Origin of the sequence: Acidithiobacillus thiooxidans ATCC 19377 (assembly GCF_009662475.1) — a bacterium.
GTDB lineage: Bacteria > Pseudomonadota > Gammaproteobacteria > Acidithiobacillales > Acidithiobacillaceae > Acidithiobacillus > Acidithiobacillus thiooxidans.
Genome location: NZ_CP045571.1, coordinates 2,808,763 through 2,835,690 on the forward strand (window position 1 = coordinate 2,808,763; position 26,928 = coordinate 2,835,690).

Below are 26,928 nucleotides of genomic sequence, written 5' to 3' on the forward strand. Positions count from 1 at the left end.
ACCATTATCCACCCAAACGCATCATGAATATCCGCGAAGAACGTTCCGGATCTGTGACAAATTCGTGACGTTCGGGTTTATCCTGCCAAATCCTATCGCGGATTTCATCGGCAATTTCTTCGTTTCTGCTGCTTCCTCTCAGCAAAGGTAGCAGGTCCATACCATTTTCCTGGCCCAGACAAAATACCAGTCGACCACTTGCAGTCAGGCGGACCCGATTACAGGTGGCACAAAAATTTTCGCTGATGGGCGTGATAAATCCGATTTGCGAACGTGGGTGCTCTGCAAACTGAAAAAGCCGGGCGGGACCATTATCCGTCGGCCGAAAGGCCGGATACAAAGTGCCCAGCTCTTTTTCGATGAGCATTTTCGCTTCGCTTGCACTCAAAAATTCCGCGTTTTGGGCCTCGCTTCCGGCTTGTCCCAGGGGCATGGTTTCAATAAAACGGATATCAACATGCTGCGCCAAAGCGTAGCGCACCAGATCAGCGAGATTATGGCCGTTTTCGGTACGCATGAGCACCACATTCAGCTTAATACGGGGAATACCAGCACTGATTGCGACAGAAATTCCGTGCAGAACCTCTTGCAGATTTCCACCCCGGGTGACCCGGGCAAATACTTCCGGTTCCAAGCTGTCCAGACTGATATTGAGATTATTGACCCCGGATTGTTGTAGTTGTTCGGCCTTGCGAGCCAGTAACAGGCCATTTGTACTGATACTGATTTTACCAATTCCATGCTGATGGGCAGCAGCAATCAGATCAGGCAAGTACGGATGTATGAGTGGCTCACCACCAGTAAAGCGCATGTGGCGCACACCCAAGTCTGCAAAAACCCCGATCAGGCGATCATACTCATCCACCTGAAGGTGATCTTTCCTGGCAAAAAAAGGAGTGCCTTCTGCCGGTGAGCAGTAGGAGCAACGGAAATTACAGTGTTCCGTAACGGAAATACGCAGGTAAGTAATCTGCCTCCCGAAACGATCCGCCAGAGCGGATTCCCGTGCCGGTACAGCAAACACTTCCTGCGCCATATCCATTCACCTCAGCAATAATGAAAAAACTATACTAGACCTCTTTTCTGACCCAGTTCAACATTGCTGACGGCCATGGTACAGATTGATGACGTGTTGGGCCTCAACAAAAAACAGCCAGCGTTCAACACCAATACCAAAAACAACGGATACAATGGCAAGCCATGCGAAAAACAATTGCCCGGTCAGGAAGCCAATGATCAGAGCGGCCACCGGAATAATGAAGGCAAATATATACATCATGAATTTAATACTGCGCGCCTTGGCACTGGGCAAAGTATGTCCGAACTCTTCCGTCAGAAAAGTACCAAAGGTATGGCCCTGCTCTAGAATCCGCACGGTTGAACGGTTGAAACCGGTTGCCGTACGAATGGTCGGACCGTTTGGACGACCAATCCAGAAATAATAAATACCTTTCATGACCGCTGCCGCGACCAGCAGACCCAGGGCAATACCTACCAGGGTAAGCGCCGGTGCTCCCATGATCATTCGCTCGGCAGCAAGAATCGTGGCACCAATGGCCAAACCCATAACATAGAAATTTGCGGGTACAAGAGCCGTATTCCATTGGCGAATGGTTCTGAGCACGGCATAAATCATACCCTGACAGAAAATGGTAATCAGACCAATCAGGCCAGCCAGATTCACTAGAATCAAACCTACCGTATCCTGTGTGCCTGCCGTGAAAAACACCCAGACCAGATAAGCAAAAGCAAACGGATAATATAACACCGCAAAAACACCTTCGCGGGCCAACCAGGAGGTGCGCCAACGGGTAAAAGCCCTCCAGGCGTTCTTGGGGTTCGCCAGATGCGCGGTAGAAGAAAGCATGCCGATGGTGACAAAAACCAGCGAGAGAACGACTGCGACCATGGTCTGCAGGGGATTTAACCCGCCATCAATCTGAAAATCATTGATGATGGCCGTCAAGGCCATAATGCCAAAACCACCGCCAGAAAAAAGCGTCAGAAAAATAACTGCGAGTGCCGGATGCATGGTATCTCCTTAACGCTCAACTACGCGGTTGACCCATTCTTTCACTTTACGAACTGCTTTTTTCTTCAGCTCTTCAGTGGGGATCGGGGCATGAACACGGGGCGGCAAATAATGGTTGGTAGGGTTGTAATTCAGTTCGGGCATCAGCTGATAGCCGCCCCGATCACGCACAGCACGACTAACCGGACTTTCCGGATCATCCAGATCGCCGTACATACGAGCATGAGCCGGACAAGTCAGTACACAGGCAGGCTGCCTTTCTTCTTCCGGAATTTCCATATCATAAATACGGTCAATACACAGGGTGCATTTTTTCATGGTTCCGGAGACGCGATCCAACTCGCGGGCACCATAAGGGCATGCCCAGGAACAATAATTACAACCCATACATTTGTTCTGATCGACCAGAACAATGCCATCTTCAGCGCGCTTGTAGGAAGCACCGGTGGGACAAACCGTCACACATTCGGCGTTTTCACAATGCATACAGGACATGGGAAAATTGACGGTTTTGTTATAGGGGTAGTCCCCTATTTCAAAATGCCGGATACGGTTGAACCAGACCCCGGATGGCTTGGCGCCGTAGGGATCATAATCGGTTAGCGGCGCTGTGGTGCCACTGGTATTCCATTCTTTGCAAGCCACCGCGCAGGCATGACAGCCCACGCAGGTGTCCAGATCAATGACTAATCCGAGTCTCATAATAGTCTCCTTGGCACGTCAGGATTTCAGATTGACGGGCTTGTGGGTATGGTAACGCAGCACGTCAGGTGCTGGGGTATCACCAGGTAAAGGCTTCATGGTTGGGAATACGGGCCAGGTGCCTTCTTCTCCTGGTGCCGCCGGATATATTTTGACCATCAGATCGTACCAGGCCGCCTGACCAGTAATGGGATCGGAATTGGTCAAACGTCTTTCCCCCTGCTTGGCTGGCAGTAGTTCGGAAATCAGATGATTCATCAAGAAACCGCGTGTTGCCTCAGCGGCTTCCGGTTTCAGGCCCCAGGCTCCGGATTGTTTACCAATGGCATTCCAGGTCCAGACGGTATCTTCCTGACAACCTTCAATGAGCTTGACCTGCACCCGGATTTTTCCGTTATGACTTTCCACCCATACCCAGCTTTTATCAACGATCCCCATCTGCTCACCGCGCTTGCGGTTCATGTACATATAGTTCTGGGCGATAATCTGACGCAGCCAGGCGTTCTGGCTGTCCCAGGAGTGGTACATCATCATGGGGCGCTGATTGACGGCAAAAAATGGGTATTCTTTTTTGTCCACGCGCTGCTGTTCCAGCGGCTCATAAAAAGCTGGCAGCGGATCAAAGTAGGTCGCCAAACGCTCGCGGTCTACCGGATCCTTGGGCTGTGGACCATCGTAGAGACCCATACCTGCCAGACGGAAACGCTGGAAGGTCTCGGAATACAGTTCAATGATGATGGGATCAGCCGTCGGATTGAAACCAATACGCTGAGACAACTCCAGGTATTCCTTGTTGGCAAAGCGATAAAAAGCCATGGACTCCGGCAAGTGATACTTGAAGAACCCCTGATTTTCGATGTAACGATCCCATTGATTGGGGTTTGGTGCCCCACGCAAGTGGGTTTCACCATCTTCACCACGCCAGCCTGCCAGGAAGCCTATTCCGGGCGCACGCTCGTAGTTAGTAATGAAATCCTTGTAGCCGGAAAAACGGGGTTCTCCATTTTCCTTGGTGAAAGCCGGGAATTTGAGACGACCGGCAATGTCCACCATGACTTCCTGCCAGGGACGCACATTGCGATCAGGCTTGAGGATTGGATGACGAATGGAGTCACAAATGGCATCCGGCTCGGAAATCGGACGATCCAGCAGTGAGATGGCATCATAACGCTCCAGATAAGTGGTATCTGGCAGAATCAGATCACCAAAATTAACCATTTCCGAATGGAAGGCGTCTACCACCACCAGAAAGGGAATATTATATTCGCCATTCTCGTCTTTGGATTTCAGCATATCCTGAACATTGGCCGTGTTCATGGTGGAGTTCCAACTCATGTTGGCCATGAAGAAAATCAGGGTATCAATAGCATAGGGGTCTTTATTGACCGCATTGGTGACCACCATGTGCATCAAGCCGTGGTTGGCTATAGGTGCTTCCCAGGAATAGGCCTTATCAATGCGTTTGGGCTGACCATTTTCATCAATAACCAGATCTTCCGGTGCAGTGGGGAAACCCAAAGGCGAAGACTTGAGGGGCGTATTGGGCGCACTGTGCTGAGCGGGTTTAACTGCTGGCGGGACGGGCTTGGGGTAAGGGGCCTTGGATCTGAAGCCTCCGGGGCAATCAATCGTACCCAGCAATACCTGCAGCAAGTGAATGGCCCGAGCTGACTGCATACCATTGGAATGCGCTGAAATACCGCGCATGGCGTGCATGGAAACCGGACGACCAATGAACTTGTCATGCTTGCGTCCAGCCCAGTCCGTCCACTCTACATTGATTTCAATACTTTCCTTGAAAGCCACATGGGCCATTTCCAGCGCCAGCCGTTCAATGGTCTCGGCGGGAATGCCCGTAATTTTACTGGCATTTTCCGGAGAAAATTCGTCGCTGAGATAACGTTCCGCCAGAATCGACATGACCGTACGCACCGGCCTGCCGTCGGGGGCCGTATATTCTCCAAACATGGCTCCGGCTGAGCCCGCTTCCATGCCATTGGCGAAGCATTCCTTCTGGATATCCCAAATCATGGGATGTCCTTCGGCATCACGCAGAATCAGGCCGTCACCGACTTTACCCGGTGTGTTGACGACCAGGAAAGGGGCATTGGTATAGCGTAGCAGGAAATCCCAGTCGAACTGTTCGTTCTGAAGCAGAACATGGACCATGGACAGGGCAAGCATGCCATCAGTACCTGGCTTGATGGGCACCCACTCATCGGCGATGGCCTGATACCCCGTTCGCGCAGGATTGATTCCGACAAACTTGCCACCATGACGCTTGAGTTTTTCCAGACCGATTTTCAGGGGATTGGAGGAGTGATCTTCGGCCACACCCCAGAGCATGAAATACTTGGTACGATCCCAATCCGGATCACCAAATTCCCAGAACGCGTGACCCAGCATATATAATCCGGCAGTAGCCATGTTCACCGAACAGAAGCCGCCATGGGCCGACCAGTTCAGGGTTCCAAACTGCTGCGCCCACAATCCTGTGAGCGCCTGCATCTGGTCACGTCCCGTAAAATAGGCGAGTTTATTTGGATCGGTGGCCCGGATATGGGCCAATCTTTCGGTCAGGGTGTTAATGGCTTCGTCCCAGGAAATTTCCTCGAACTCTCCGGCTCCACGCTCGGTACCGGGCTTACGCCGCAGTGGATTACGCAATTTACCCGGCGAATACTGCTTCATGATGCCTGCAGAGCCTTTGGCACAAAGCACACCCTGATTGATGGGGTGGTTGCGGTTACCCTGGATAAATCGTACCTTATTGTCTTCTACAGTGACTTTGATGCCACAACGACAAGCACACATGTAGCAAGTGGAGTACTTGATTTCCTGCTTGCTGTGGTCTTCAAATTCCATAACCGTAGCCATATTTGTACCTCGCGCCTGGCTGCAACAAATCGGGGACATCCCGTTATCGCCGAAATCTTGGCGGAGCGTGCCTGATAAAGCAAGTCAGCGTTTTTGATTTTGTAATAAGTAGTCCTTATTTGCTTTGTGGTGGGGACGATGATTAGTTTAATGGCGCTTAGTCCAAGGAGATGCATTCATGATTCGCAACGATTTCAAAGAACATTCCCGCATTACCGTGACCTGGAAGGATAAGGAAGGTAAATTGCGTCCCGGTAATTTCTATGTCTACGCCCTGCTCAAGGATGCCATGATCGTTCGGGCCACCGACAAAGATGGCCTGCTGCGCAAGTTACCTTATGGAGATGTGCTGCGCGTGGTGAAATTCCAGGATGTGGCTCCCCAGGATCGTTATATGATTCCGGATGAAATTCTGAAGGAAGCCAGCTGGAAAGACACGGATGTCATGATGCGTTATAGCTCCAGCCCGCATCGCGGCAAATAGTTGAAGTTTACGAGTGGGCCTCTCTTGTCCAGAGGCCCGTCTTGCCGCCTTCCTTTTTAAGCAGGCGGATGTCACTGATGATCATACCCCTGTCTATTGCCTTGCACATATCGTATATGGTCAGCAACCCAACAGATACGGCAGTTAATGCTTCCATTTCCACGCCGGTTTGCCCTGCACAGTGTACTTCCGCACGACAAACAATGCGGGTGGGGTCAGTTTCAGGAATAAGGTCCACCTGAACAGCCGTCAAGAACAACGGGTGTGCCAAAGGGATCAGCTCCCAGGTTCTTTTAGTGGCCTGGATGGCGGCTATTCTGGCAATTCCGAGCACATCACCTTTGTGAATCTGCCCTTCGGTAATGTGGTGGAAGGTGCTTTCTGCCATGTTGATTTCGCCTTCTGCAATGGCAATCCGCGTACTCACCGCCTTCGCGCCAACATCGACCATGCGGGCTTCGCCCTGCGCATTAAAATGATTCAGATTTTCAGGAACAGACATGAATCTGGCACTCCTTTTGCTTACAATTTGAACCTATCCGAACGGCTCTGGAATTTCTCATGAAAACCAAAAGACAGCTCTGGCTGTGTTTGATTCTCTGTTGTTTCGCCTTGCCAGCGCAAGCCGATTTACGCTTTCTGTTGCCCCCGGTCAGTAGCCCGGCCGTCATGTATGCCGCATTCACACCGCTGGCCAACTACTTAAGCCATGCCATTAATCAAAAAATCACACTGAGCTTCAGCGCCAATCTACAAAGCTTTTACAATCAGGCCGACCAAAACACTCCGCAAATGGTGCTTTTTTGTCCTATTGCTTACATCCGCAGTGCCCATCAACAGGCTTATTACCCTCTCGCCGGAGTGATTCCCACTCCCGGCGGAAACCATAGTGTTATTGTCGTGCGTCGTAACAGCCCCATCCACAACGTGTTACAACTCAGGAACCGCAGCTTTGTCATGGGGGATCCTGCCTGTGCAGCTTCCTCGCTGGTACCCTTGTCCATGTTTCGTGAGCTGGGGATGACACCCAAAAGTTTTAGTGTTTTTCGGCAAAGTGGATCAGATCAGAGTGCGCTCATGGATGTGGCTGCGCGTTTTTACGATGCTACAGCGGTTGCCAAAAACGTGGCAGCACCCTATATCCATTCGGGAACCCTGCGCGCCATTGCCGATGCCGAGGTCGGCCCCGGAGACCTACTGGCGGCTTCTGCCGGCGTGCCCGCCAACGTCCGCACGAAACTCACCGCCGCTCTACTGACAGCAAAAATGCAGGATCCCGTCAGCATTCAGGCTCTTGGCGGTCTGGCAGCAGGATTCAAAGCCATCAATGATGGGGATTACAATGCGCTACGCACCCTCTATCAAGAAATACACGGGGTCAAACTCCTTCCCAAAGTGCCGCAAGAAGCCATGACCTTGGGAATTCCGCCCACTTTCACACCGATAGCGGCATACCAAATTTTTGCCCCGCTGCAAAAGGCGTTGAATGAAGCCACGGGACTTCCTGTACAGCTGGTCATTCCCCATAACGAACAGAGTTTCGTCGCCGATGGGCGCGCTGGCAAATTTGACTTCGCCCTGCTAACCCCCAGAATGGTCGCCATGGAAAAAACGCAGATGCTGCCTATTGCCCAGTCAGTTCCTCGCCATGACCTGCATGGCCTGGCGATTATTCGTAGGGATATGTCGATACCAGGCACCGGGCCATCCACGGGTCCCCTGCGCATTGCTTTTGCCAGCCCTTACTGCAGCGCCCGCTCTCTGGCTAAAGCCAAACTGCTCCGCCTGGCCGGTAACAGACCGGTGACATGGGTTCCGGAAGGTTCAGAGCACGCTGTTTTTACAGCACTGGCAGAAAATCGTGCCACACTCGGCATAGTCCGTACAGCTACTGTCATGGCCCTAGAAAAAGAATTACCCGGTATCTGGTCGATTGTTCAAAGCGCCGGCCGGGCACCGGTATGGACACTGGTCGGCAAACGCCAGCTGCCGCTCGGAATACACAGCGCTGTCAAACAACAGGTTGCGAAAATGCCCCTCAACGTGCTGGACACGGCCGGTTTCATGCGTTTCAGCATTCTGCCTGATGCCTAGTCCGAGCAAGGCTTCAGGACCAGATATTCCTGCTTCCTCAAAAAAACAGGATGTTTGGAAGACCCGGGCAGTCGTTGTACATATTCTCCAGCCAGTGATGCACTTTTGGCAAAATATGTCCTGGCGAGCCAAAAGCATGACTTTTGTGCTGCTTCTGGTGGCTCTGATTTATTTATCAATCTCCATATTTTTATACACCTCCGTACGCAACGATCTCACCAATCAGGTACAGACCGAATTGCTGCGGCTGACGGAAACGCTGGCCAGCTCGGCAGCAGACCCTCTCCTGCTGAAAGATGGTGGGAAACTGGGCAAGCTGGCAGATCTGCACAATCCTTTGGTGCAAACAGTAGTCATCACCAATAGCCGAAATGTCGTGGTAGCCAGCCCCGATATCCGCCAGCTGGGACAAACCCTCCCTTCATATTTGTCCAGAGCCAACGCCCATCAGGCCGATCACTTCGCTGCACCTGTTCTGGCCGGAGGTAATCAGCTGGGCGCCGTATATCTCCAGGGTAATCAGAAACACATTAACAGACTGGTGAACCAGCGCCTGGATAGAACCACCAGTCGGTTGATTGTACTTGGCTTGATTACCGCATTACTGGGCCTGTTGGGAGCCTATCTGGTCAGCCTGGCAATGACGCGTCCCGTATTAAGACTACTGGATGAAATTGAAAGCATGGAAGACCGTCTTGGCCTCGACAAGAAGTTCACCCTTGTCCGCACTCCCCAGTCGGGCGACGAACTGTACCGCCTGGAATGGGCTTTTCGCTTCACCGAACAGCGCCTCAGGGAACATTTGCTGGAGCTTCGTCAGCTGCACCAGCGCCAACAGGCCATGCAATGTATGGCCACCATTGGTGAAATGTCTGCACAGGTGGCCCATGAAATCCGCAATGCCCTGTCCTCCCTGCGCGGTGCCGCACGTTACCTGGTACGCTATGGTCAGGCTGACAATCAGGGCGATTTTATCCGCATCATTGAAGAAGAAGTGCAGCGCCTGTATGACATGACACAGGGCTTTCTGGACTTTGGCCGGCCCTACGCGGCGATTCCTGTCGACACGCAAATCCGGCATCTGCTGGAGCGGTGTCTATCCAGGCATCGCGCAGACCTGGAGACCAAAACCATTATGGCCACTCTGGATTGCCCGGAATCCCTGCATGCCATGCTGGACCCTTCCCTGATCGAACAGGCTTTGAGCAATCTGATTCTCAATGCCATTGATGCCCTGCCCATGCAAGATGGGGAACTGCATCTTGCTGCAGAAAAATCCGGGCTTGCGCAGCTGGACATTATGGTTTCTGATAATGGGCCGGGCATTCCTCCGGAAAAACGGAAGAACATTTTCAAACCCTATGTCACCACCAAAACCAAGGGTAGCGGTCTGGGATTGGCCGTGGTCACCAAAATCATGATGGTGCATGATGGCAGCGTAGAATTGTGCGAAACCCATTCCGGTGCCAGATTCATTCTCCATTTGCCCTGTAAGCTTCCCCTGTCATCCTGATGATGACCATGACCAAAAAATTTCTGAGACCGACCCTATAAACATGCAAAATCTGATTTTAATTGTAGAAGATGAAAAAAACCTTCGCTGTGTTTTGGCAGCGGTACTGACTGCCGAGGGTTTCCAGGTACTGGAAGCCGAAAATGGCGAACAGGCGCTGGCAATCATTGCAAGCAATGCACCCGACTTGATCCTGACTGATCAGCGCCTTCCCGGGCTTTCCGGCACCGAACTATTGCGCAATATCAAGGCGACGCATCCTGAAATACCGGTCATTATTACGACAGCCTACGGAGAAATTGAGCAGGCGGTCGAAGCCATCAAGGCGGGTGCCGAACATTATCTGACTAAACCGGTTGATGAGGGCGAACTGATCGCCTTGATTCGCCAAACCCTGGGACGTCGTGGCAGGTCACTACCCCCCATGCGTCAGGAGCCACGCCGGCACGGCTTGATCGGAGTCAGCCGCGCTATCGAAGCCCTGCTGGAAACCATTGATCTGGTAGCTCCAGCTCCCTCCAATGTGCTGATTACCGGAGAATCCGGGACCGGTAAGGAGCTGGTTGCGCGTGCCTTGCATCAAGCTTCCAATCGGGCCGACCAACCTTTTGTCGCTTTTAACTGTGGCGCCATTCCCCTGGAGTTGGTGGAAAGTGAAATTTTTGGCTATGAAAAAGGCGCCTTTACGGGAGCGACCCGTACGCAAGCTGGCAAACTAGAAATGGCTGGTGCCGGAACCCTTTTTCTGGATGAAGTGGGAGATATGCCTCTCGCCATGCAGGTCAAACTGCTCCGCGCCCTGCAGGAACGGGAATTTACCCGTCTGGGCACCCATCAACCCTTGCGCATGTTGGCCCGGATCGTGGCAGCCACCCACATGGATCTGGCCAAGGCCGTAGCTGAAGGCCGGTTCCGGGAAGATCTCTATTATCGGCTGAATGTCATTCCGCTCCATATTCCTCCGCTGCGCGAGCGACGCGCGGACATCGCACCGCTGGTACATCATTTTCTGGAACAAATCTGCAGCGTCATTGGCAGTAGCCCGACCGTAACCATCAGCAGTGAAGCCCTGGCTGCCCTGGAGGCCTATGAGTGGCCCGGCAATATCAGACAACTTGAAAACCTTCTGGAACGGATGGTGGTGCTCAATCGTCATGGACACATACAGCGGCAGGACCTCCCTCCCGACATCTGCCAGCAAAATGCTGGGGCTGGTGGATCCGGTACGGCAAGCCCCTTTGATTTACCTGCCCTGGAAAGGCAAACCGTGCTCAGCGCCCTCGAAAAAACCCGGTTTAATCAAAGTCAGGCGGCTGTTCTTCTGGGTATCAGCCGCAAACAATTGCGGACCAAAATGAAAAATATCGGCCTGCTTGGCGACCAGGATTCTGAAGAAGACAACCTCGATAACTGATCCATTGCAGGGACCGGTGCGAAACATCTGGTCCTTTTGGCACACTGTTTTTTCTCTCGACTGCCCCTTCTCTTGCTCGCGGCAACACCCTCACCCGCACAGCGCCTTTGTACCGTCCGGCCTGAATCATTGAAAAACACCTATTGATCCAGATTTAGGGCTGAAAATGCCGTAAAAATGGCTAAAAAAACGGTACCAGAAATTATACATTACAGACTATTTTATTGTTTATTATAAGAAGCCATTCTGTCTAAAATGATGGCACAAAAGCTGCTAATTAATCTTGCCGCGCCAGTAGGTCGCGCTGCATTAAAGGAGCATTTTATGAAGCACAGAAATAAACAGCTGGCTCAGATCGGTTTGCTGGTGACGGGTATTTCCTGTCTGGGATTTAGCCTAAATGGCGCAGCGGCAGAAGCGCCGGGCAACGTCAGCAGTATTCAGGCCGGCAAAGCTATTGCCTTCAATCGCGCTCAGGGAAACTGTCTTGCCTGCCACGCTCTACCGGGCGGAACCATGGCGGGCAATGTGGGTCCGGCCCTGCCCATGCAGGGGGTGACCTTTCAGCAGATGTTTCAGACCAAGGAAAAACTTGTCGCTTTTTTAGGTGATCCTGAAAAACTATTTCCTTACGCAAACATGCCGGAATTTGGCAAGAACAAAGTGCTGACGCAGACACAGTTAGAGCAGGTTGCCGACTATTTGTGGTCTTTGAAGTAAATAATCCATCTGTAATTCCTAAGGAGACAATAATGATGAGTAAACCCATTGAGCGACGCCAGTTTTTAGGTGCCAGCCTGGCTACAGGGGCCGTAGCTACGGCTGCTGGTCTTGGCTTGATCAAGCCTCAACTGGCCTTTGCAGACAATGTTGCCGGATGGCCTGCAAAAGCTTTTGATGCCAAGTTACTGAAAGAGGCTATGTCCGATTCCGTCGGTAAAACTAACGTGCCGGTGTCATCCAAAGTCAAACTGACCGCGCCCACTATTGCTGAAAACGGCGGAGCGGTTCCCGTCACCATTGAAGTTGATTCGCCCATGACGGCGGACGATTACATTGCAGCGGTTTATCTGTTTGTCGATCACAATCCCACCCCTCTGGCCAGTCAGTTCACGTTTACGCCCGCAGCAGGTAAAGCATACATCCAACAACGCATCAAAATGGCAAAAACGGACAATGTCCGGGTCGTTGCCAAAACCAATAAGGGCGTTCTGATGGCCTCTGCTCCCCGGGAAGTCAAAGTCACCATTGGTGGTTGCGGCGGTTAAACCAATATACACCCATTAAAAAGAGGAATTATCCATGGCAGGAAATGTAGGTAACCCAATGATTCGCATGGCGAGCAGCGCCAAAAAAGGGGAAATTGTCGAAATCCGTTCACTGATTATGAATCCCATGACTACGGGTCTGACCAAAGATAAGGCTGGAAAAGTCATTCCGGCCCATTTTATCCAAACCGTCACAGTGACATTTGATGACAAACCTTTACTGGACATTGACTGGAGTACAGCCGTCAGTGCCAATCCCTACCTCGCATTCAAATTGCGGGCCGAAAGTAGCGGAACCCTGAAAATGGTCTGGAAAGACAATACCGGCGGTAACTGGAGTGCCGATTCCAAACTGACAGTAGCCTGATACCTATATCGGGGCGAATGAAATCGCCCCTGCAATAAAAGGAGGAACCCATGAAGCGGTTGCTGATTGCGCTTTCAATCATAGGCCTAGCTGGTGTCAGTGACGCCGCGCAGGCAGTCAACTGGTGGGACCTGGGAAATACCAAGGTCGGACCGGCCGAGACGCTTAAACAATTTCATACCTATTTTAAGGAACAAAATCCCAAAATGCCTTTGGAGAAGTACGCGCTGGGTTCTTATGCATTCAGCCCGGAAATGTACAGTCAATATCAGGAGGCCATTCAGTTTAATCCCGGAGATTTGACTTTATCCCAAGGCAAGGCTTTGTGGACCAAGCCTTTTGCTAACGGCAAGTCTTATGCCAGTTGTTATCCTGATGGTGGTAAGGGTGTGGCGGCGCACTACCCCATGTATGACCCCAAAACCCATGACATAGTAACTATCGGTACCAGTCTGAATGCCTGCCGCAAGGCTAATGGTGAGGCACCGCTTAAATATGGCAGCAGTGATATGGTGGCTTTGCAAACATATCTGACGTCCTTGTCCAATGGCATGCCAATGGATGTTCAGGTGCAGGGTCCGGGGGCCACGCAAGCCTTTGAAGAAGGTAAAGCCTACTTTTTCATGAAACGCGGGCAACTGAATTTTTCCTGTGCTACTTGCCATGTTGCTTATGCCGGGAAATATTTACGCGCACAAATTATTTCTCCAGTACAAGGTCAAAGCGCCCATTTCCCGACTTATCGGGCTGCCTGGTCGGCAGTAAATACTTTGCAAAAGCGGATGCAGGGTTGTGACAAAAAAGTAGGTGCGGTGCCACAACCGCTCGAAAGTGCAGATTACCAGCGGCTGGAATATTTCATGAGTTATCTCAGCAACGGCATCAAGATCAACGTGCCGGGATATCGCCCCTGAACTCAACCCCGGGTAATAAATCCTGAATTTTTACCCGGTACTACTTACTACCAGAAACAATGGGGAATACCATGAATATGAAAAAATCATTACTCGTGCTCGGCTTATGTTGCACGGGATTGACTCTTGGCGGCTGGGCACAGGGTGCCGAGATTTCTTCGACAGTATCCGGAATGCCAGCAATTAATACCGCCAGCCCATTGTACATTGTCAATGTGCAAAAAGGCGTTACTCCGGCCCAGATCAAAATGGGTATTCAGAGCGGTGCCGAGGCTGAAAACATGAATGTAGTGGGCACGCTGGATGTTCAGCAGGGACTCAAGGAAAGGGGTATTAAAAGTAATCAGCCCTATGTCATTTATGAGGTTTGTAATTTGGTACTGGGTGCCAAAATTCTCAAAAGCACACCAGAATTTGGGGCTTTTGCACCCTGTAAAATTGTCATGTATGAACAAAATGGTCAACTCAAACTGATGACCTATTTACCCACCTATGCCCTGAAATATTTCCCGAAAAATCCAGAATCCGCCAAAGTGGCTCAGGAACTGGATCACCAGATTATTACCGTGATGAAGCAAGCCGCTGCTGGCGGGCTTTAATCCGTACCGGAGGATTCAATGAACTTAAGTAGACGTGATTTCATGCAATTAATGGGCATAGCCGGTGCTGGCAGCTTCCTGACACCGGGTGCCGTGCAGTCGGCGTGGGGGTCAGATGCCGACCCTTATGAAATTCCTGATTATGGGAATGTCACCTTATTGCACATGACTGACTCCCATGCGCAATTGCTGCCGGTATGGTGGCGTGAGCCGGATACCAACATCGGCGTAGGGCAGGTACTGAATCAGGTTCCCCATCTCTGCGGACAGTGGATGCTGGATTATTATGGAGTAGCCACCCCCTCTTCCAGCAAATATGCCTATTCTTGCCTGGACTTCGACACCCTCGCGCACAAATACGGTAAAATCGGTGGATACGCGCACATCGCCAGCCTGGTCAAACGTTATCGGCAACAAAGGGGAGACAAGGTGTTGCTGCTGGATGGAGGCGATACCTGGCAGGGTTCAGCGACCAGTCTCTGGACCAAGGGCGCGGATATGGTCGGTGCCCAGAATCTCCTGGGAATAAATGATTTTGTGGGTCACTGGGAATTCACTTACGGGCAGGATCAGGTGGAGCACCTGGTCAAAACTGAACTCAAGGCCAATTTTCTGGCCCAGAATATCTTCAACAACACCTGGCAGGAACTGGTTTTCAAACCCTACCATATTCATGAGGTCAGTGGCCGTAAAATTGCCGTTATTGGACAGGCCTTTCCGTTTACCCCCATCGCCAATCCCGGTTACATGATACCTGACTGGGGGTTTGGCATTCATACCGAACATATGCAGAAAATGGTGACAGAATGCCGTGAGAAACAACACGCAGACTTGGTGGTTGTGCTCTCGCATAACGGCGCTGACGTTGACAAGAAAATGGCCGCAATGGTCAAGGGTATTGACATCATTCTGGGTGGCCATACCCATGATATTATGGGACCCAAGCCTTTCATGGTCGGCAATACGCTGATTATCAATACCAGCACCAATGGCAAGGTATTAGCCCGTTTCGATCTGGATGTCGGCAAAGGCAAACTCAATGGCTGGCGTTTCCATTATCTGCCGGTGTTCTCCAACCTGATCAAGGAAGATCCGGAGATGGCTGACTATATCCATAAGGTCCGCAGCCCTTATCAGCAGAAATTGGCGCAACCTCTGGCTACTACCGAAAGCCTGCTTTATCGGCGTGACAACTTTAATGGCAGCTTTGACCAGTTGCTCTGTGATGCCTTACGGGAAGAAATGGATTGCGAAGTCTCTTTCTCCCCCGGTTTCCGTTGGGGCTACTGCAAGCTCCCCGGCGAAACCATCACCATGGAAGACGTCATGGGTCAGACGGCCATTACCTATCCCCAGGTTACCGTCAACACCTACACCGGCGAACAAATCAAGAACATCATGGAGCAGGTGGCAGATAACATCTTCAATCCGAACCCCTATTATCAGCAGGGCGGGGATATGATAAGGGTCGGGAATATTCAGTATGATTTCAATCCCGATGAAAAAATCTATCATCGTTGCAGCAATATGCGGATTGGTGGTCAAACGATGTCTGCCAGCAAAAAATACAAAGTGGCAGGATGGGCAGCCATGCAACCTGTTGAAGGGAAACCAGTCTGGGATATTTTTTCACAGTGGCTGCAATCCAAAAAGAATGTACGGGTAGACAAGGTAGATCTGCCAGTACTCAACAAGGACATGGCAAACAACCACGGCATTGCCTTTCCCAAAACCTACAAGCTTTAACCATGTTCAGGTGACGAGCAGCATTAGCCAGCGGTTTTACCGCTGGTTTTTTTTGTGGACAAAACAAGGTCCTGTAGCCAAATCACCCCATTTCACCAGATTTTATCTCAACCATACCTCATGCTAGACTGCGCACTGAATTTTGCAGCCCGGAAATGATGTTTAACTTTGTTCACGTCCCGGCCGTGTCCCCACTTGCATAATAAAGGCTTGTAACCAGATGATCATGAAACGCATTCTTGGACTCTTTTCCACGGACCTCGCTGTTGACCTGGGTACGGCCAATACCCTGATTTATGTGCGAGGAAAGGGCATTGTCCTCTCGGAACCTTCTGTCGTTGCCATTCATACTGGCCGCCGTGGTGGAGGTAGTCGGCGTTTACATGTCGGTGAAGAGGCCAAACGGATGCTCGGACGCACCCCCGCCAACATCACCGCCATTCGGCCTTTAAAAGACGGCGTCATTGCCGATTTTGAAATTACGGAGGCGATGCTCAAGCACTTCATTCGGCGCGTCCATCACCAGCGTTTTCTCAGCCCCAGTCCCCGTATTATTGTTTGTGTGCCCTACGGAGCCACGCAGGTTGAACGCCGTGCCATCCGCGAATCAGCCATGAGCGCAGGAGCCCGCGAAGTGCATCTGATTGAAGAACCCATGGCAGCAGCCATTGGCGCCGGCATGCCGGTCGCCGAACCCACCGGCTCCATGGTGGTGGACATTGGCGGTGGGACCACTGAAGTCGGGGTAATTGCTCTGGGCGGTGTGGTTTATTCCCAAAGCGTCCGGGTAGGGGGCGACAAGATGGACGAAGCCATCGTTAATTATATTCGCCGCAATTACGGTATGTTGATTGGTGAAAGTACGGCCGAAGAAATCAAGAAAAAAGTGGGTTGTGCTTATCCCGGTCAGGAAGTGCTGACGCTTGAAGTGCGCGGGCGTAATCTCGCCGAAGGCGTTCCCCGCACTTTCAGCATCAACAGCAATGAAATCATGGAGGCTCTTCAGGAACCGCTGGGGGCCATTGTTGGCGCCATCAAGCTGGCCCTGGAACAAACCCCTCCGGAGCTCGCTGGCGATATTGCCGAGCGCGGTATGGTGCTGACGGGAGGTGGTGCCCTGTTGCGCGATCTGGACCGCCTCATCATGGAGGAGACCTCCTTGCCGGTGATCGTTGCCGAAGACCCTTTGACCTGTGTGGCTCGAGGCAGTGGTCGTGCTCTGGAAGAGCTAGAACTTCTGGGTGAGGTATTCGCCGACGATTAATCCGGCGAAACTGTAAACATTCTACATGCCAGCGTTGTTTTTCCCCCGCCGCTACCCGCCGCTCCTTCGTGTAGCGGCGTTTGTGTTGTTGAGTATTGTCATTGCGGCGCTCAGCGAAAAGCATCCCAATATGCTGAACTGGTCCGGTAATCTGACTTATCCCATTCATTGGCTGGATCTGCAGGCCACAGAAAACTGGCGTAAAGTGAGTGAATACCTGCAAGATCGCCGCAGTTTGCTTGCTGAAAACGCGCAAATGCGGGAAAAACTCAAAACACTGGAACCAAAACTGCTGGAAAACGAGATATTACACAATGAAAACCGGCAACTGCTGGCATTACTCGACAGTTTTCCCCAGCCACCCGGGAAGATGGCTGTAGCCCAGGTCATCGCCGAAAACTTTTCTCCCGGTAGCCAGCTCATTACCGTCAATCTGGGCAGTCGCAATGGTGTTCAGGTAGGTCAGCCGGTGCTGGCCGCTGGCGGTGTGGCCGGGCAAGTCATTCACGTAGCCGATCTCAGCGCCCAGATCGCCCTGATTTCCGACCTCGACAGCAGCATCCCGGCGCAACTGGCGGGCACAAACCTTCCGCTGCTGGTTAATGGAAAGGGCAATATTCATTGGTTAAGTGTTCCCTTTCAGCCGCGCAACACCCCCCTGAAAGCAGGTGATCAATTGGTCACATCTGGACTCGGAGGGCGTTTTCCCTCTGGCCTGCATATTGGTACCATTTCCAGGGTCATTCATAATGGTGACGAACCCTTTGCGCAAATTTCAGTGCAGCCCTCAGTACCCTTGGGTCAGCTCACTACCGTACTTATCCTTCTGAACAACAACACAACATCACGGCCAAGCAAGCCATGAATGCGGTTGCCCTGGTAATCGCCTTTTTCCTGGCCATGGCCCTGGAAACACTCCCCTCTGGCCCTGTTTATGGCATGATCCATCCGGATTTTGTAGCCCTGCTTCTGCTTTACTGGTCGATCCGTAGCGGCTCCGAACTCAGCTATACGGTGGTATGGCTCATTGGATTGCTTCAGGATATGGTTATGGGTAATGTGCCCGGTGGACAGGCTGTTGCCGATGTTCTCATGATTTATGCGCTGGTCAATGGTCTGGTCAGGGTACGCCACCTATCCGTTTGGGAACAATTGGTTTTCATATTTATGCTGCTGTTCGCCCATCGACTGATCGTCTGGTCCTGGCAACTATGGTCCGGGCCAGTGAGCTGGCATTTCAGCCTGCTCCTCAGCCCGTTGATGGGGGCCTTACTATGGCCCCTGTTTACCTATTTGCTGGATTATCTGCGCCATCATTTGCAGGCATCGCCATGAACCGGACACAGCGCCTGTTTCGTCCATTGCAAAAACTGGATCCAGCCCTGTTGACCGGTGTTGTCATTCTGATGGGCATCAGTTTGGCCGTGCTTTACAGCGGCAGCCAGGAAAGTCTGCGCGTAGTTTTCGCCCAGTTATTCCACTTTGCTATCGGATTTATTGTGCTGATCGCCATTGCTAACACTCCGCCGGAACGCATTCGCGCCTGGGCCCCGGCACTTTATGGCATCGGCGTTATCCTCCTGGCACTGACCCTGGTCGCTGGCAAAACAAGCCTCGGAGCCCGACGCTGGTTAGGTGCCGGACCCGTCACTTTCCAGCCCTCGGAACTCATGAAACTGGCTTTACCGCTACTGATGGCCTACTACTACTCCCAGCAGGAAAACGTGCGCCATTGGCGTGCCGCAATTACCGGATTGATACTGATCGCCATCCCCTTTCTGTTGATTGCCAAGGAGCCAGATCTGGGTACCGCCGCCCAAATTGGTGCCGCTGGCATTTTCATGATGTGGCTGGCTGGCGTGCGACGGCGCTGGTTTATTGGACTACTCATCATTGTCGCAGTCAGTGGACCCGTCATGTGGCATTTTCTGCACGGTTATCAAAAGGAGCGCATTCTGACTTTCCTTGACCCTCAACGCGACCCTTTGGGAGCGGGATATCACATCATTCAGAGCATGATTGCTGTTGGCTCCGGGGGGTTTTGGGGAAAGGGCTGGTTTAACGGTACCCAGGTGAATCTCGACTTTTTGCCCGAAGCACAAACAGATTTTGTTTTTGCTGGTTTTGCTGAAGAATTCGGTCTTTTTGGTGTACTCATTCTAATTGCCACTTACCTCCTGATTGTCCTGCGCGGACTGGTCATCGCCTTTGAAAGCCGGGATGCTTTTGGCCGTTTGATTGCCGGCACCCTGAGTCTGACATTTTTTCTGTATATTTTTATCAACATGGGTATGACCACGGGGATTTTACCCGTAGTCGGAGTGCCGCTGCCCCTCATCAGCTATGGCGGTACGGCCATGCTGACTTTCATGATCGGATTGGGGATTCTGATGTCAGTGCACGCCCATCCACGAACCCATGAATAGCCCTGCAAGCGGTGTTGGGCCGGGAAGCTTTGCCGCGACTTTGGCCCGCTTAGCATACAAACATAGCTTTCTTGACGGACATCATTATAATTCTTCGGATACCATCAAGATTACACTCCAATTAAACACTCCGTATTGAGGCCCTGATGATTTCCCGCCCCTCCCTAATAAGTAAAATATTTCTTGTTTTTTTCGGGCTGCTTTTTGCCAGCACCGCCTTTGCCGTCGTGCCGACCCCAAGACTGCCCACACCTCCAGCACCCGCCCTGCCGTCCGTCGTCAGTTATGTACTGATGGATTATGACACGGGTCAGATTATTGCGGCGAAAAGTGAAAACCTGCGCCGCGCACCGGCCAGTCTCACCAAGCTGATGACGGCCTATCTGACCTATCAGGCCATCCACAATGGCACCCTCAATCTCAATGAAAACATTCAAATATCCAACACAGCCTGGAAAACTGGTGGTTCCAGCATGTTCATCCAGCCCGGTCTGGCGGTCAATATTGACCAACTCCTACATGGGCTACTGATTGATTCGGGCAACGATGCCGCCGTGGCATTGGCCGAAACCGTAGCAGGAAGCCGGTCCGGCTTTGTAACCCTGATGAATGAAACGGCAGCACAACTGGGACTGCATAATACCCATTACAACAATGTTGATGGTTTACCGGATGACAACCTGTATACCACTGCTCTGGATGTAGCGCGGCTATCCCGGACACTGATTCAGCAATACCCCCAAGTCATTCAAATTACGAAACAAAAATCCTATACCTACAACAAAATCACCCAACGGAGCTGGAATCCTGTATTGTTTCGGGATCCCAGCGTGGATGGCCTTAAAACAGGACTGACAGATGCCTCCGGCTATTGCATTGACGCTACCGCTCAGCGCAATGGTCGGCGCCTGATCGCCGTAGTGATGGGTGGACCCAACTGGGCTGGCAGTACCAATGCCGTAGAAGCACTGTTGGACTACGGTTACCGTTTTTTTGTGAATCATCCGGTGTACCAGTCAGGCCAGCAGGTTGGTAAAATCACGCGGAACGACTTCTCTCCCATGCATGTTCCCGTAGGTGTCACCCAAAAGGTCACTGTCACCGTACCCAAGGGACATTTTTCTGATTTGCAGCGCGTTGTCGAACTCAATCCGAATTTGCAGGCCCCTCTGAAAAAAGGTACGGTCGTGGGAACATTGGTTTTCCAGCTTGACGGTAAAACACTTAAAACAGTCCCGGTGGTCAGCATGGTTTCTGCAGAGAAGGCTGGCTGGTTATCGCGGATGTTCCACAAAATCGGTGACGCGCTCTGAAACAGAATAAGGGGCTTGCATGAAGACAGAAACCCGGCAAGCAGATGACTTTCCCCATCTGCATCATGTCAAGGTAATTGGGCAGCATGCTGATCTGCTGGGTGCAGTGCGCGAAGCCGTAGAGCCCCATGCCCCCGATTTACCGGAAAGCGCTTTTGCCCTGCGCGCCAGCAGTCAGGGACAGTACCTTTCGGTAACGATCTCTTTGGAAATACAAAATGAAGCCCAGCTTCTGAATATTTATACGGCGGTAAAAGCCGTGGACGGAGTCATCCTCTGCTTATGAATACTTCCCCCATACTGGTGCGCTGCTGGCCCGGAATCCTGCCCTACTTCACCGTGCTGGATGCCATGCGCGAATTCACTACCCAGCGCGATGCGGAAACGCCTGATCAAATGTGGCTGCTCCAGCATCCGCCGGTATTTACGCTCGGCCGCAATGCCGATGCCGCCGATGTTCTGGATCCTGGCTCCATACCGGTCATCCGCAGTGACCGGGGGGGAAAGGTGACCTACCATGGCCCCGGGCAATGGATTGTTTACCTGATGATTGATTTACCCCGAATGGGTATTAATGTGCGGCAACTCACCAGCATGATGGAACAGTCTGTTATTCAAATCCTGGCAGATCATGGGGTAAATGCCCATGCCCGTCGGGATGCTCCCGGCGTTTATGTGGGCGAGGCGAAAATCGCCTCTTTGGGGCTGCGCGTCCAGCGCGGGCGTAGCTACCATGGTTTAAGCCTGAATACTGACATGGATTTATCTCCTTTTCAGCGCATTCATCCTTGCGGAATGCCCCAACTCACCGTCACTCAGATCCACGATCTCTGTCCCGACTGGCCCAGTCGTGACGTTGCCGAAGCGTTGATGAACGCGCTTTCCGATCAGCTGCAGCGGCCTCTACAAAAAGGAGGTGCCTGATCATGGAAACCCGCACAGACAACAAAACCGGAAGAGGCGCTGAAAAAACAGCCCGCAATCCTATTCCAATCCCCATCATTCCCGTAGAAACGCCGAGAGTGCCTAAACCGCAATGGTTGAGAGTGCGCTCTCCTTTGTCTCCGGAAGTCGACCGGCTCAAGAAAATTCTGCGCGCAGCGGATCTGCATACCGTTTGTGAGGAGGCTTCGTGCCCCAATCTGGGTGAATGCTTCGGCGGCGGAACGGCCACCTTCATGATTCTGGGCGATGTATGCACACGTCGCTGCCCGTTTTGTGATGTGGCTCACGGCCGCCCCAAGCCCCCTGATTCGGCAGAACCGCTGCACCTTGCCCAGACCGTCGCAACGATGGGACTGCGTTTCGTGGTCATCACCTCCGTAGATCGGGATGATCTAAGAGATGGCGGTGCCCAGCATTTCTCACAGGTAATCAGTGCGTTACGTGATCATTGCCCGGACCTCCACATAGAAATTCTGGTGCCCGACTTTCGTGGACGCGTCGATAAAGCCCTGACGGCGCTCCGCAATACTCCCCCAGATGTATTCAATCACAACCTCGAAACTGTGCCTCGCCTTTATTTACAGGCCCGTCCCGGTGCCGATTATCGACATTCCCTTAATTTACTTGCGGCCTTCAAGGCAGAACATCCAGATATTCCCAGCAAATCAGGGCTGATGCTTGGGCTCGGGGAAGAGCTGGATGAAATTCGAGAGGTCATGCAGGACCTTCGACAGGCGGGTTGCGAGTTGCTGACCTTGGGACAGTATTTATCTCCTTCCCGTCACCACTTGCCTGTAGCCCGCTTCGTGCCCCCGGATGAATTTGAAATCTTGCGCCTGGATGGACTGGCCATGGGCTTCCGTCATGTCGCCAGTGGCCCGCTGGTACGCTCTTCCTACCATGCCGAACGCAGTTTTCATGAAATGACCGAAGACTGACCGGAAGTTTTCATGCTACTGCGTTACACCACGGTACTGACGCTGGCATCGGCGCTACTCCAACCCCCGGGAGTATTGTTCCTGTTGGCGATGCTAGGCTGGCTGGGTGAGGTGCTGGGCTGGCGATACTGGGGACGGACGCTGATTATTCTGGCGCTGGGCATTTTATACTTTTTTTCAACCGCAATCGGTGCCCGGTTGCTGCTCATGCCTCTGGAAAACCGCTACCCACCCCTAAACCAGCCATTAACGGGAGCAGAGCACCCAGGAGCCATTGTCGTACTGGGTGGTGGTGAAGTCATGGATTCTCCCCATTCCCGCCTGGAAACCGCCAATGCCCGCACTTTGGTACGGCTCATGGCAGCGGCGCGACTCGCCAGACAAACGCAGCTACCGGTGGTCCCCAGTGGCGGGGCGCCACGTTTCGGAGTCGCTGCGGAAGCCACGACCATGGCACACATTCTCCGCCAGGATTTTCATGTTACCAGTCCAATATGGCCGGAAACCCACTCCTACAATACGGCGGCCAACGCCGCCGACTCCAGGACCTTGCTGGCAAAGCATCATATCCAAAAAATATATCTGGTGACTTCAGCCCTGCACATGCCCCGGGCTGTCGCCTGGTTTCGTTTGTCTCATCTGGAAGTAATCCCTGTACCCACCGACTATCGGCTGAATCAGGTCCGGGAACTGAAGCTGGATAGCTGGCTACCACGTGCCATTTTCATGGAAATCAGCAGTGAGGCCTGCCATGAATACCTTGGCCTGCTCTGGCTTTGGCTGCAAGAACAGGGCCTCGATAACGGCAAGTAATATTCACGAAATTACTGGTCTTTGCTATCCGGGAGACTCACTTGCACATGCAAATGTTCGCGATCACTGGGCTTGGCCAGCTGCAACGGCGCCGGTACTGCTGCGCCATTGGCTGAAGGCCCATAAGGCGCATAAGCATAAGGCCTGGCTGGTAAGGCCGCAGCCAGGGTCTGATAACTGGGCGAATTCACACCGATGGGCAGGGCGACGGTGTTGTGCTCGCCGACAATACGCCGCACCTTACTCCAGTCAATCGCCTCCTGAATATGATTTTCCGCCATGAAATCCTTGATACGCATGACTGCTCGCTGCAGCTCAGGAACGCCCTTGTGATAAGCATGCATAGGTTTGTAGGACTGCAAATAGACTTCGCCATCGTGCACGCCTACCAGATTAGGCATATCTATAATCCGCACCGGGGTTCCGACCGGAACCATCGGAAACAGTTGTGCGACATTCTCAGGGAACATCTGAAAACAGCCCTGGCTGGCGCGCATACCCACACCCCAGGGATGATAGGTGCCATGAATAAATATTCCTGAAAGGCCCGTTTCCATGGCCAGCTCACCCATCGGATTTTCCGGTCCAGGCGGCCAATACCAGGGAATATCCATGTGGAATTTTGTCTTGAACCAGGAATGAATATTTTTGGGAACATTCCAGGCTGGCATTTTGAACTTGGCAATAATCTGGGTCGTAGTCAGATTCTCTTTCCAACCAGGCAGAAACACCCCTACCGGATAGGTGTACACCACATGATCATTATTCGGGAAAAAGTAAATGCGCCGCGCCGGAATATCCACCACAATTCCGGTCCAGGGCTTGGGCGGCAATATATACTGGGCGGGAATGACCACCTTACTTGCCTGCCCCGGCAACCATGGATTCACTCCGGGATTGGCTTTGGTAACCTGATTGTAGCCCAGATCGTAAAACCGGCCGATATCCAGAAGGGTATCGTCTCGATGCGTAGTGACTGCATGCAATGTACCCACCACATTGCCGTGCTCCGGTAAGGCAAACACGCTCGCCTGAGCGACGCCAACACCCAAAGCACTCAGTGCAGCAGTTAACAGCCAGATACCCCATTGTTTTTGCTTCATTAGCCTTCCTGTTTGCGGCAAATACCATTAAGATGCCCAGCCAATCCAAAGGATTGTTGGCAGCATTTTATCTAACGGTCATAATCATAAGGGAAAAGGAGGCCTTTGTGGAATCACCTCATCTGATATTTTTAAAAAATGTAGCGCAGGGAACACCGGCAAACTCACCAGAAATCCGTGATGCCCTCCATCGCCTCGACCATATGCTCACCGATCTGGCCAGCGACCTGCAGATCCCTTTCATGGGACCGTACGTGGGTTTGCGCCACGCACCGGAACAGCATTTGCTCAGCGTTGCGGAACATCGCTGGTCCCAAGCTGATTCCTATTGGGGCGCAGCCATCTGCAGCCATCATCCTGTTTACGGCTTGCGGGCAGAATGGACGCTGGCCACGGTCAGTCGCGAAAGATTGCCCATTGTCGTCCAGGCCTTGCCCAGCTTTTTTACCGGCTACGCAGCCATTGCCGCTCAATCTGCTGAGCCTTCGCGCCCGAGCGTGTCCCGGTTGAAATCCCTCGCTGAACTGTTTGCACATTGACAGAACATTTAAAACGCCTATTTACGAGGCCATGAGTCAATTGCCGCAAAAATGCGCTTAACCGGAACTGAGCTTCGAGTATGGAACTACCCCTAAGCAGCCTGATTATTATTGTGTTACTGCTCGCCCTGGTGGTTTCAGCGGGGCTGTGGAAGCTGTTCAACCGGAAGAAGCTCCTTAAAAGTAACGCAAAATCCCAAAAAATCACGCCTGCCTCTAAAAATTCCGCTTCTGTTTCAACTATACAAATTTCCGGATCGAGCAGCGCTGATAATGCAAGTCTTACCGCCGCTGCTGAAGTTGATGAAACCAGTATCCTGGATGAAATTGAAATTTACCTCGCTTACGGCCATCTGGAACAAGCGGCCACCTCACTCAGCTGGTACGTTACCCACAATCCGGATGATACCCGGCAAAGCCGGAGATTACTGGCTTTATATCAGGAAATTCCAGACCCGGATCGCTTTGCAGAATTGCTGAGTAATTTGTGTGATTCAGGAATCATATCAGGCGCCGAAGCCCAGGACCTGACCCTCGCCGGCCTGCAAGCTGACCCGGAAAACCTCCAGCTCCGTGTGCTTGCCGAAAATCTGGGCATCAGCAATAGTCAGTTGGCAGCCATTAGCACCATCAAAACCAGCGAAGCCCAGCCAGCACCTTCACCGGCACTTATCAGGGTGCAACAGGAACTCCAGCAGGCCCTTGTCAATCCTGAACCCATGGATATGGATCTCAGCGGCTTTTCCGAAAAGCCGCTGCAATCAATCCAGAACAATAATCCTTCCGAATTGGCCGGCAAGATGGACGCGCTGCTCCAAGGTAATGCCAAACTTGATGCCATTAATCCTAAAGAATGGGGAATCTGTGCGACGCTGGTAGAGCCGTTGGCTGCTATTCGCGCATTACTGGCGACCCAACAAATTCAGGAAGCCGAACGTATTTTAAAACGTAATCTCATTTTTGAACCACGTAAGTTGATACTGCATGTCACCTTGCTGGATATTTTTTACCGACAAAAACGCTGTGACAATTACGCAGAATCTTTATTGCAGTTATATATAAGTTTGTGGGGTGCCGGAAGCGCACTCCGCGCCCGAATGCTTAAACATGGCCGACAACTGGGCGAACATCCGCTCTGGGATCATCTGGAAGACAGCGAAACCAACAAACACCTTCTCGCTGAACAGGCGGAAATATATGGTCTTTATCTTCCCTTGACGGCCATCCCTTTTTCCAGCCCGGCACTGGTCCTGGAGGAAGTTCATCGTGATCATCAGATCATGCCCCACAACAGTGATGACAGTATCCTTGAAGAATTTGACAGCCTACTGGAGTACGGGCAAGTGGAAGAGGCCGTTGATCTTCTTGAAAAAGCCACCCTGGCACGTCCTGATCACAAGCTTTACTATCGCCCGCTTCTGGAAATGTATGAGCGCATGGGCGCTCATGAGCGCTTTTCCAACTTTACCCGATCCATACTCAATATGGATACGACACCTGATGAAGAAATCATGCGGCAGATGTTCAGCCTTGCTGAACGCATGCAACGCCAACCGCAGCGACAGGTTATTTAGGAT

The 26,928-nt window shown here is 52.1% G+C and carries 27 protein-coding genes; 21 read left to right on the forward strand and 6 right to left on the reverse strand.

All coding sequences use genetic code 11. The features are described 5' to 3' along the window. Window positions 1-4 precede the first annotated feature (4 nt). The 4 genes from moaA to GCD22_RS14785 are packed head-to-tail and all read right to left on the reverse strand — an operon-like array spanning window position 5 to window position 5,611. Window positions 5-1,036, reverse strand: a complete 1,032-nt coding sequence (gene moaA / locus GCD22_RS14770) for a GTP 3',8-cyclase MoaA (protein ID WP_031575915.1) — start codon at window positions 1,034-1,036, stop codon at window positions 5-7. 57 nt (window positions 1,037-1,093) lie between these two features. Beyond that, window positions 1,094-2,032, reverse strand: coding sequence for a dimethyl sulfoxide reductase anchor subunit family protein (locus GCD22_RS14775; RefSeq protein ID WP_031575918.1), 939 nt, complete (start codon window positions 2,030-2,032; stop codon window positions 1,094-1,096). A gap of 9 nt (window positions 2,033-2,041) precedes the next feature. Further along, the gene (locus GCD22_RS14780) at window positions 2,042-2,734 is read right to left on the reverse strand and encodes a 4Fe-4S dicluster domain-containing protein (protein WP_010637265.1); all 693 of its coding nucleotides are present in this window, start codon (window positions 2,732-2,734) and stop codon (window positions 2,042-2,044) included. An 18-nt stretch (window positions 2,735-2,752) separates the two neighbouring features. After that, on the reverse strand, window positions 2,753-5,611 hold the full coding sequence (locus GCD22_RS14785) for a molybdopterin oxidoreductase family protein (protein WP_010637264.1): 2,859 nt from the start codon (window positions 5,609-5,611) through the stop codon (window positions 2,753-2,755). Window positions 5,612-5,789: 178 nt separating this feature from the next. On the opposite strand from GCD22_RS14785, the gene GCD22_RS14790 reads away from it, so the two are divergent. Beyond that, the gene (locus tag GCD22_RS14790; protein ID WP_010637263.1) at window positions 5,790-6,095 is read left to right on the forward strand and encodes a hypothetical protein; all 306 of its coding nucleotides are present in this window, start codon (window positions 5,790-5,792) and stop codon (window positions 6,093-6,095) included. Between the two features lie 7 nt (window positions 6,096-6,102). Here GCD22_RS14790 and moaC read toward each other — a convergent pair whose 3' ends face one another. After that, complete coding sequence (moaC, locus tag GCD22_RS14795; RefSeq protein WP_031575921.1) at window positions 6,103-6,597, reverse strand: cyclic pyranopterin monophosphate synthase MoaC; 495 nt, start codon at window positions 6,595-6,597, stop codon at window positions 6,103-6,105. 59 nt (window positions 6,598-6,656) lie between these two features. Here moaC and GCD22_RS14800 point away from each other — a divergent pair, with 59 nt between their 5' ends. The 18 genes from GCD22_RS14800 (at window position 6,657) to GCD22_RS14885 (ending at window position 23,709) form a co-directional block, all read left to right on the forward strand. Next, entirely contained in the window at window positions 6,657-8,189 is a 1,533-nt protein-coding gene (locus GCD22_RS14800; RefSeq protein WP_031575923.1) for a PhnD/SsuA/transferrin family substrate-binding protein, read from the forward strand. A gap of 136 nt (window positions 8,190-8,325) precedes the next feature. Next, a complete protein-coding gene (locus GCD22_RS14805) occupies window positions 8,326-9,702 on the forward strand; it encodes an ATP-binding protein (protein WP_226859301.1) in 1,377 nt (458 codons plus the stop codon). Window positions 9,703-9,745: 43 nt separating this feature from the next. Further along, window positions 9,746-11,116, forward strand: coding sequence for a sigma-54-dependent transcriptional regulator (locus GCD22_RS14810; RefSeq protein ID WP_153940856.1), 1,371 nt, complete (start codon window positions 9,746-9,748; stop codon window positions 11,114-11,116). A 324-nt stretch (window positions 11,117-11,440) separates the two neighbouring features. Next, window positions 11,441-11,836, forward strand: a complete 396-nt coding sequence (gene soxX, locus GCD22_RS14815; RefSeq protein ID WP_010637254.1) for a sulfur oxidation c-type cytochrome SoxX — start codon at window positions 11,441-11,443, stop codon at window positions 11,834-11,836. Between the two features lie 35 nt (window positions 11,837-11,871). Next, the gene (gene soxY, locus GCD22_RS14820) at window positions 11,872-12,384 is read left to right on the forward strand and encodes a thiosulfate oxidation carrier protein SoxY (RefSeq protein ID WP_010637252.1); all 513 of its coding nucleotides are present in this window, start codon (window positions 11,872-11,874) and stop codon (window positions 12,382-12,384) included. A gap of 34 nt (window positions 12,385-12,418) precedes the next feature. Continuing rightward, on the forward strand, window positions 12,419-12,751 hold the full coding sequence (gene soxZ / locus GCD22_RS14825) for a thiosulfate oxidation carrier complex protein SoxZ (protein ID WP_024892985.1): 333 nt from the start codon (window positions 12,419-12,421) through the stop codon (window positions 12,749-12,751). 50 nt (window positions 12,752-12,801) lie between these two features. Then, window positions 12,802-13,665, forward strand: coding sequence for a sulfur oxidation c-type cytochrome SoxA (gene soxA, locus GCD22_RS14830; protein WP_010637249.1), 864 nt, complete (start codon window positions 12,802-12,804; stop codon window positions 13,663-13,665). Between the two features lie 71 nt (window positions 13,666-13,736). After that, window positions 13,737-14,264, forward strand: coding sequence for a DUF302 domain-containing protein (locus GCD22_RS14835; RefSeq protein WP_035211608.1), 528 nt, complete (start codon window positions 13,737-13,739; stop codon window positions 14,262-14,264). Window positions 14,265-14,282: 18 nt separating this feature from the next. After that, window positions 14,283-16,010 carry a thiosulfohydrolase SoxB gene (gene soxB, locus GCD22_RS14840; protein WP_031575937.1) on the forward strand — a complete coding sequence of 576 codons (1,728 nt, stop codon included), beginning with the start codon at window positions 14,283-14,285 and terminating at the stop codon, window positions 16,008-16,010. Between the two features lie 226 nt (window positions 16,011-16,236). Continuing rightward, a complete protein-coding gene (locus GCD22_RS14845) occupies window positions 16,237-17,274 on the forward strand; it encodes a rod shape-determining protein (protein WP_372606774.1) in 1,038 nt (345 codons plus the stop codon). 25 nt (window positions 17,275-17,299) lie between these two features. Further along, window positions 17,300-18,139 carry a rod shape-determining protein MreC gene (gene mreC / locus GCD22_RS14850; RefSeq protein WP_010637243.1) on the forward strand — a complete coding sequence of 280 codons (840 nt, stop codon included), beginning with the start codon at window positions 17,300-17,302 and terminating at the stop codon, window positions 18,137-18,139. Beyond that, complete coding sequence (gene mreD / locus GCD22_RS14855) at window positions 18,136-18,609, forward strand: rod shape-determining protein MreD (RefSeq protein ID WP_010637241.1); 474 nt, start codon at window positions 18,136-18,138, stop codon at window positions 18,607-18,609. Before mreC ends, mreD begins: the two co-directional genes overlap by 4 nt. Beyond that, on the forward strand, window positions 18,606-19,700 hold the full coding sequence (gene rodA, locus GCD22_RS14860; RefSeq protein ID WP_024892980.1) for a rod shape-determining protein RodA: 1,095 nt from the start codon (window positions 18,606-18,608) through the stop codon (window positions 19,698-19,700). Before mreD ends, rodA begins: the two co-directional genes overlap by 4 nt. Window positions 19,701-19,846: 146 nt before the next feature. Continuing rightward, window positions 19,847-21,013: a D-alanyl-D-alanine carboxypeptidase family protein gene (locus GCD22_RS14865; protein WP_031575940.1), complete on the forward strand. Its 1,167-nt coding sequence runs from the start codon at window positions 19,847-19,849 to the stop codon at window positions 21,011-21,013. A gap of 19 nt (window positions 21,014-21,032) precedes the next feature. Further along, a complete protein-coding gene (locus tag GCD22_RS14870) occupies window positions 21,033-21,299 on the forward strand; it encodes a YbeD family protein (protein ID WP_010637236.1) in 267 nt (88 codons plus the stop codon). Continuing rightward, on the forward strand, window positions 21,296-21,937 hold the full coding sequence (gene lipB / locus GCD22_RS14875; RefSeq protein WP_031575942.1) for a lipoyl(octanoyl) transferase LipB: 642 nt from the start codon (window positions 21,296-21,298) through the stop codon (window positions 21,935-21,937). The genes GCD22_RS14870 and lipB overlap by 4 nt, the downstream gene beginning before the upstream one ends. Before the next feature lie 2 nt (window positions 21,938-21,939). After that, window positions 21,940-22,896, forward strand: a complete 957-nt coding sequence (gene lipA, locus GCD22_RS14880; RefSeq protein ID WP_031575945.1) for a lipoyl synthase — start codon at window positions 21,940-21,942, stop codon at window positions 22,894-22,896. A 12-nt stretch (window positions 22,897-22,908) separates the two neighbouring features. Beyond that, the gene (locus GCD22_RS14885) at window positions 22,909-23,709 is read left to right on the forward strand and encodes a YdcF family protein (RefSeq protein WP_031575948.1); all 801 of its coding nucleotides are present in this window, start codon (window positions 22,909-22,911) and stop codon (window positions 23,707-23,709) included. Between the two features lie 11 nt (window positions 23,710-23,720). On the opposite strand, the gene GCD22_RS14890 is transcribed toward GCD22_RS14885, so the two are convergent. Continuing rightward, the gene (locus GCD22_RS14890) at window positions 23,721-24,812 is read right to left on the reverse strand and encodes a L,D-transpeptidase family protein (protein WP_176212084.1); all 1,092 of its coding nucleotides are present in this window, start codon (window positions 24,810-24,812) and stop codon (window positions 23,721-23,723) included. A gap of 107 nt (window positions 24,813-24,919) precedes the next feature. Between GCD22_RS14890 and GCD22_RS14895 the strand changes: the two genes are divergently transcribed. Together GCD22_RS14895 and GCD22_RS14900 are read left to right on the forward strand one after the other, a co-directional pair. Then, on the forward strand, window positions 24,920-25,351 hold the full coding sequence (locus GCD22_RS14895; RefSeq protein ID WP_010637229.1) for a hypothetical protein: 432 nt from the start codon (window positions 24,920-24,922) through the stop codon (window positions 25,349-25,351). 80 nt (window positions 25,352-25,431) lie between these two features. Continuing rightward, on the forward strand, window positions 25,432-26,925 hold the full coding sequence (locus GCD22_RS14900; RefSeq protein ID WP_031575953.1) for a type IV pilus assembly protein FimV: 1,494 nt from the start codon (window positions 25,432-25,434) through the stop codon (window positions 26,923-26,925). Window positions 26,926-26,928: the final 3 nt, after the last annotated feature.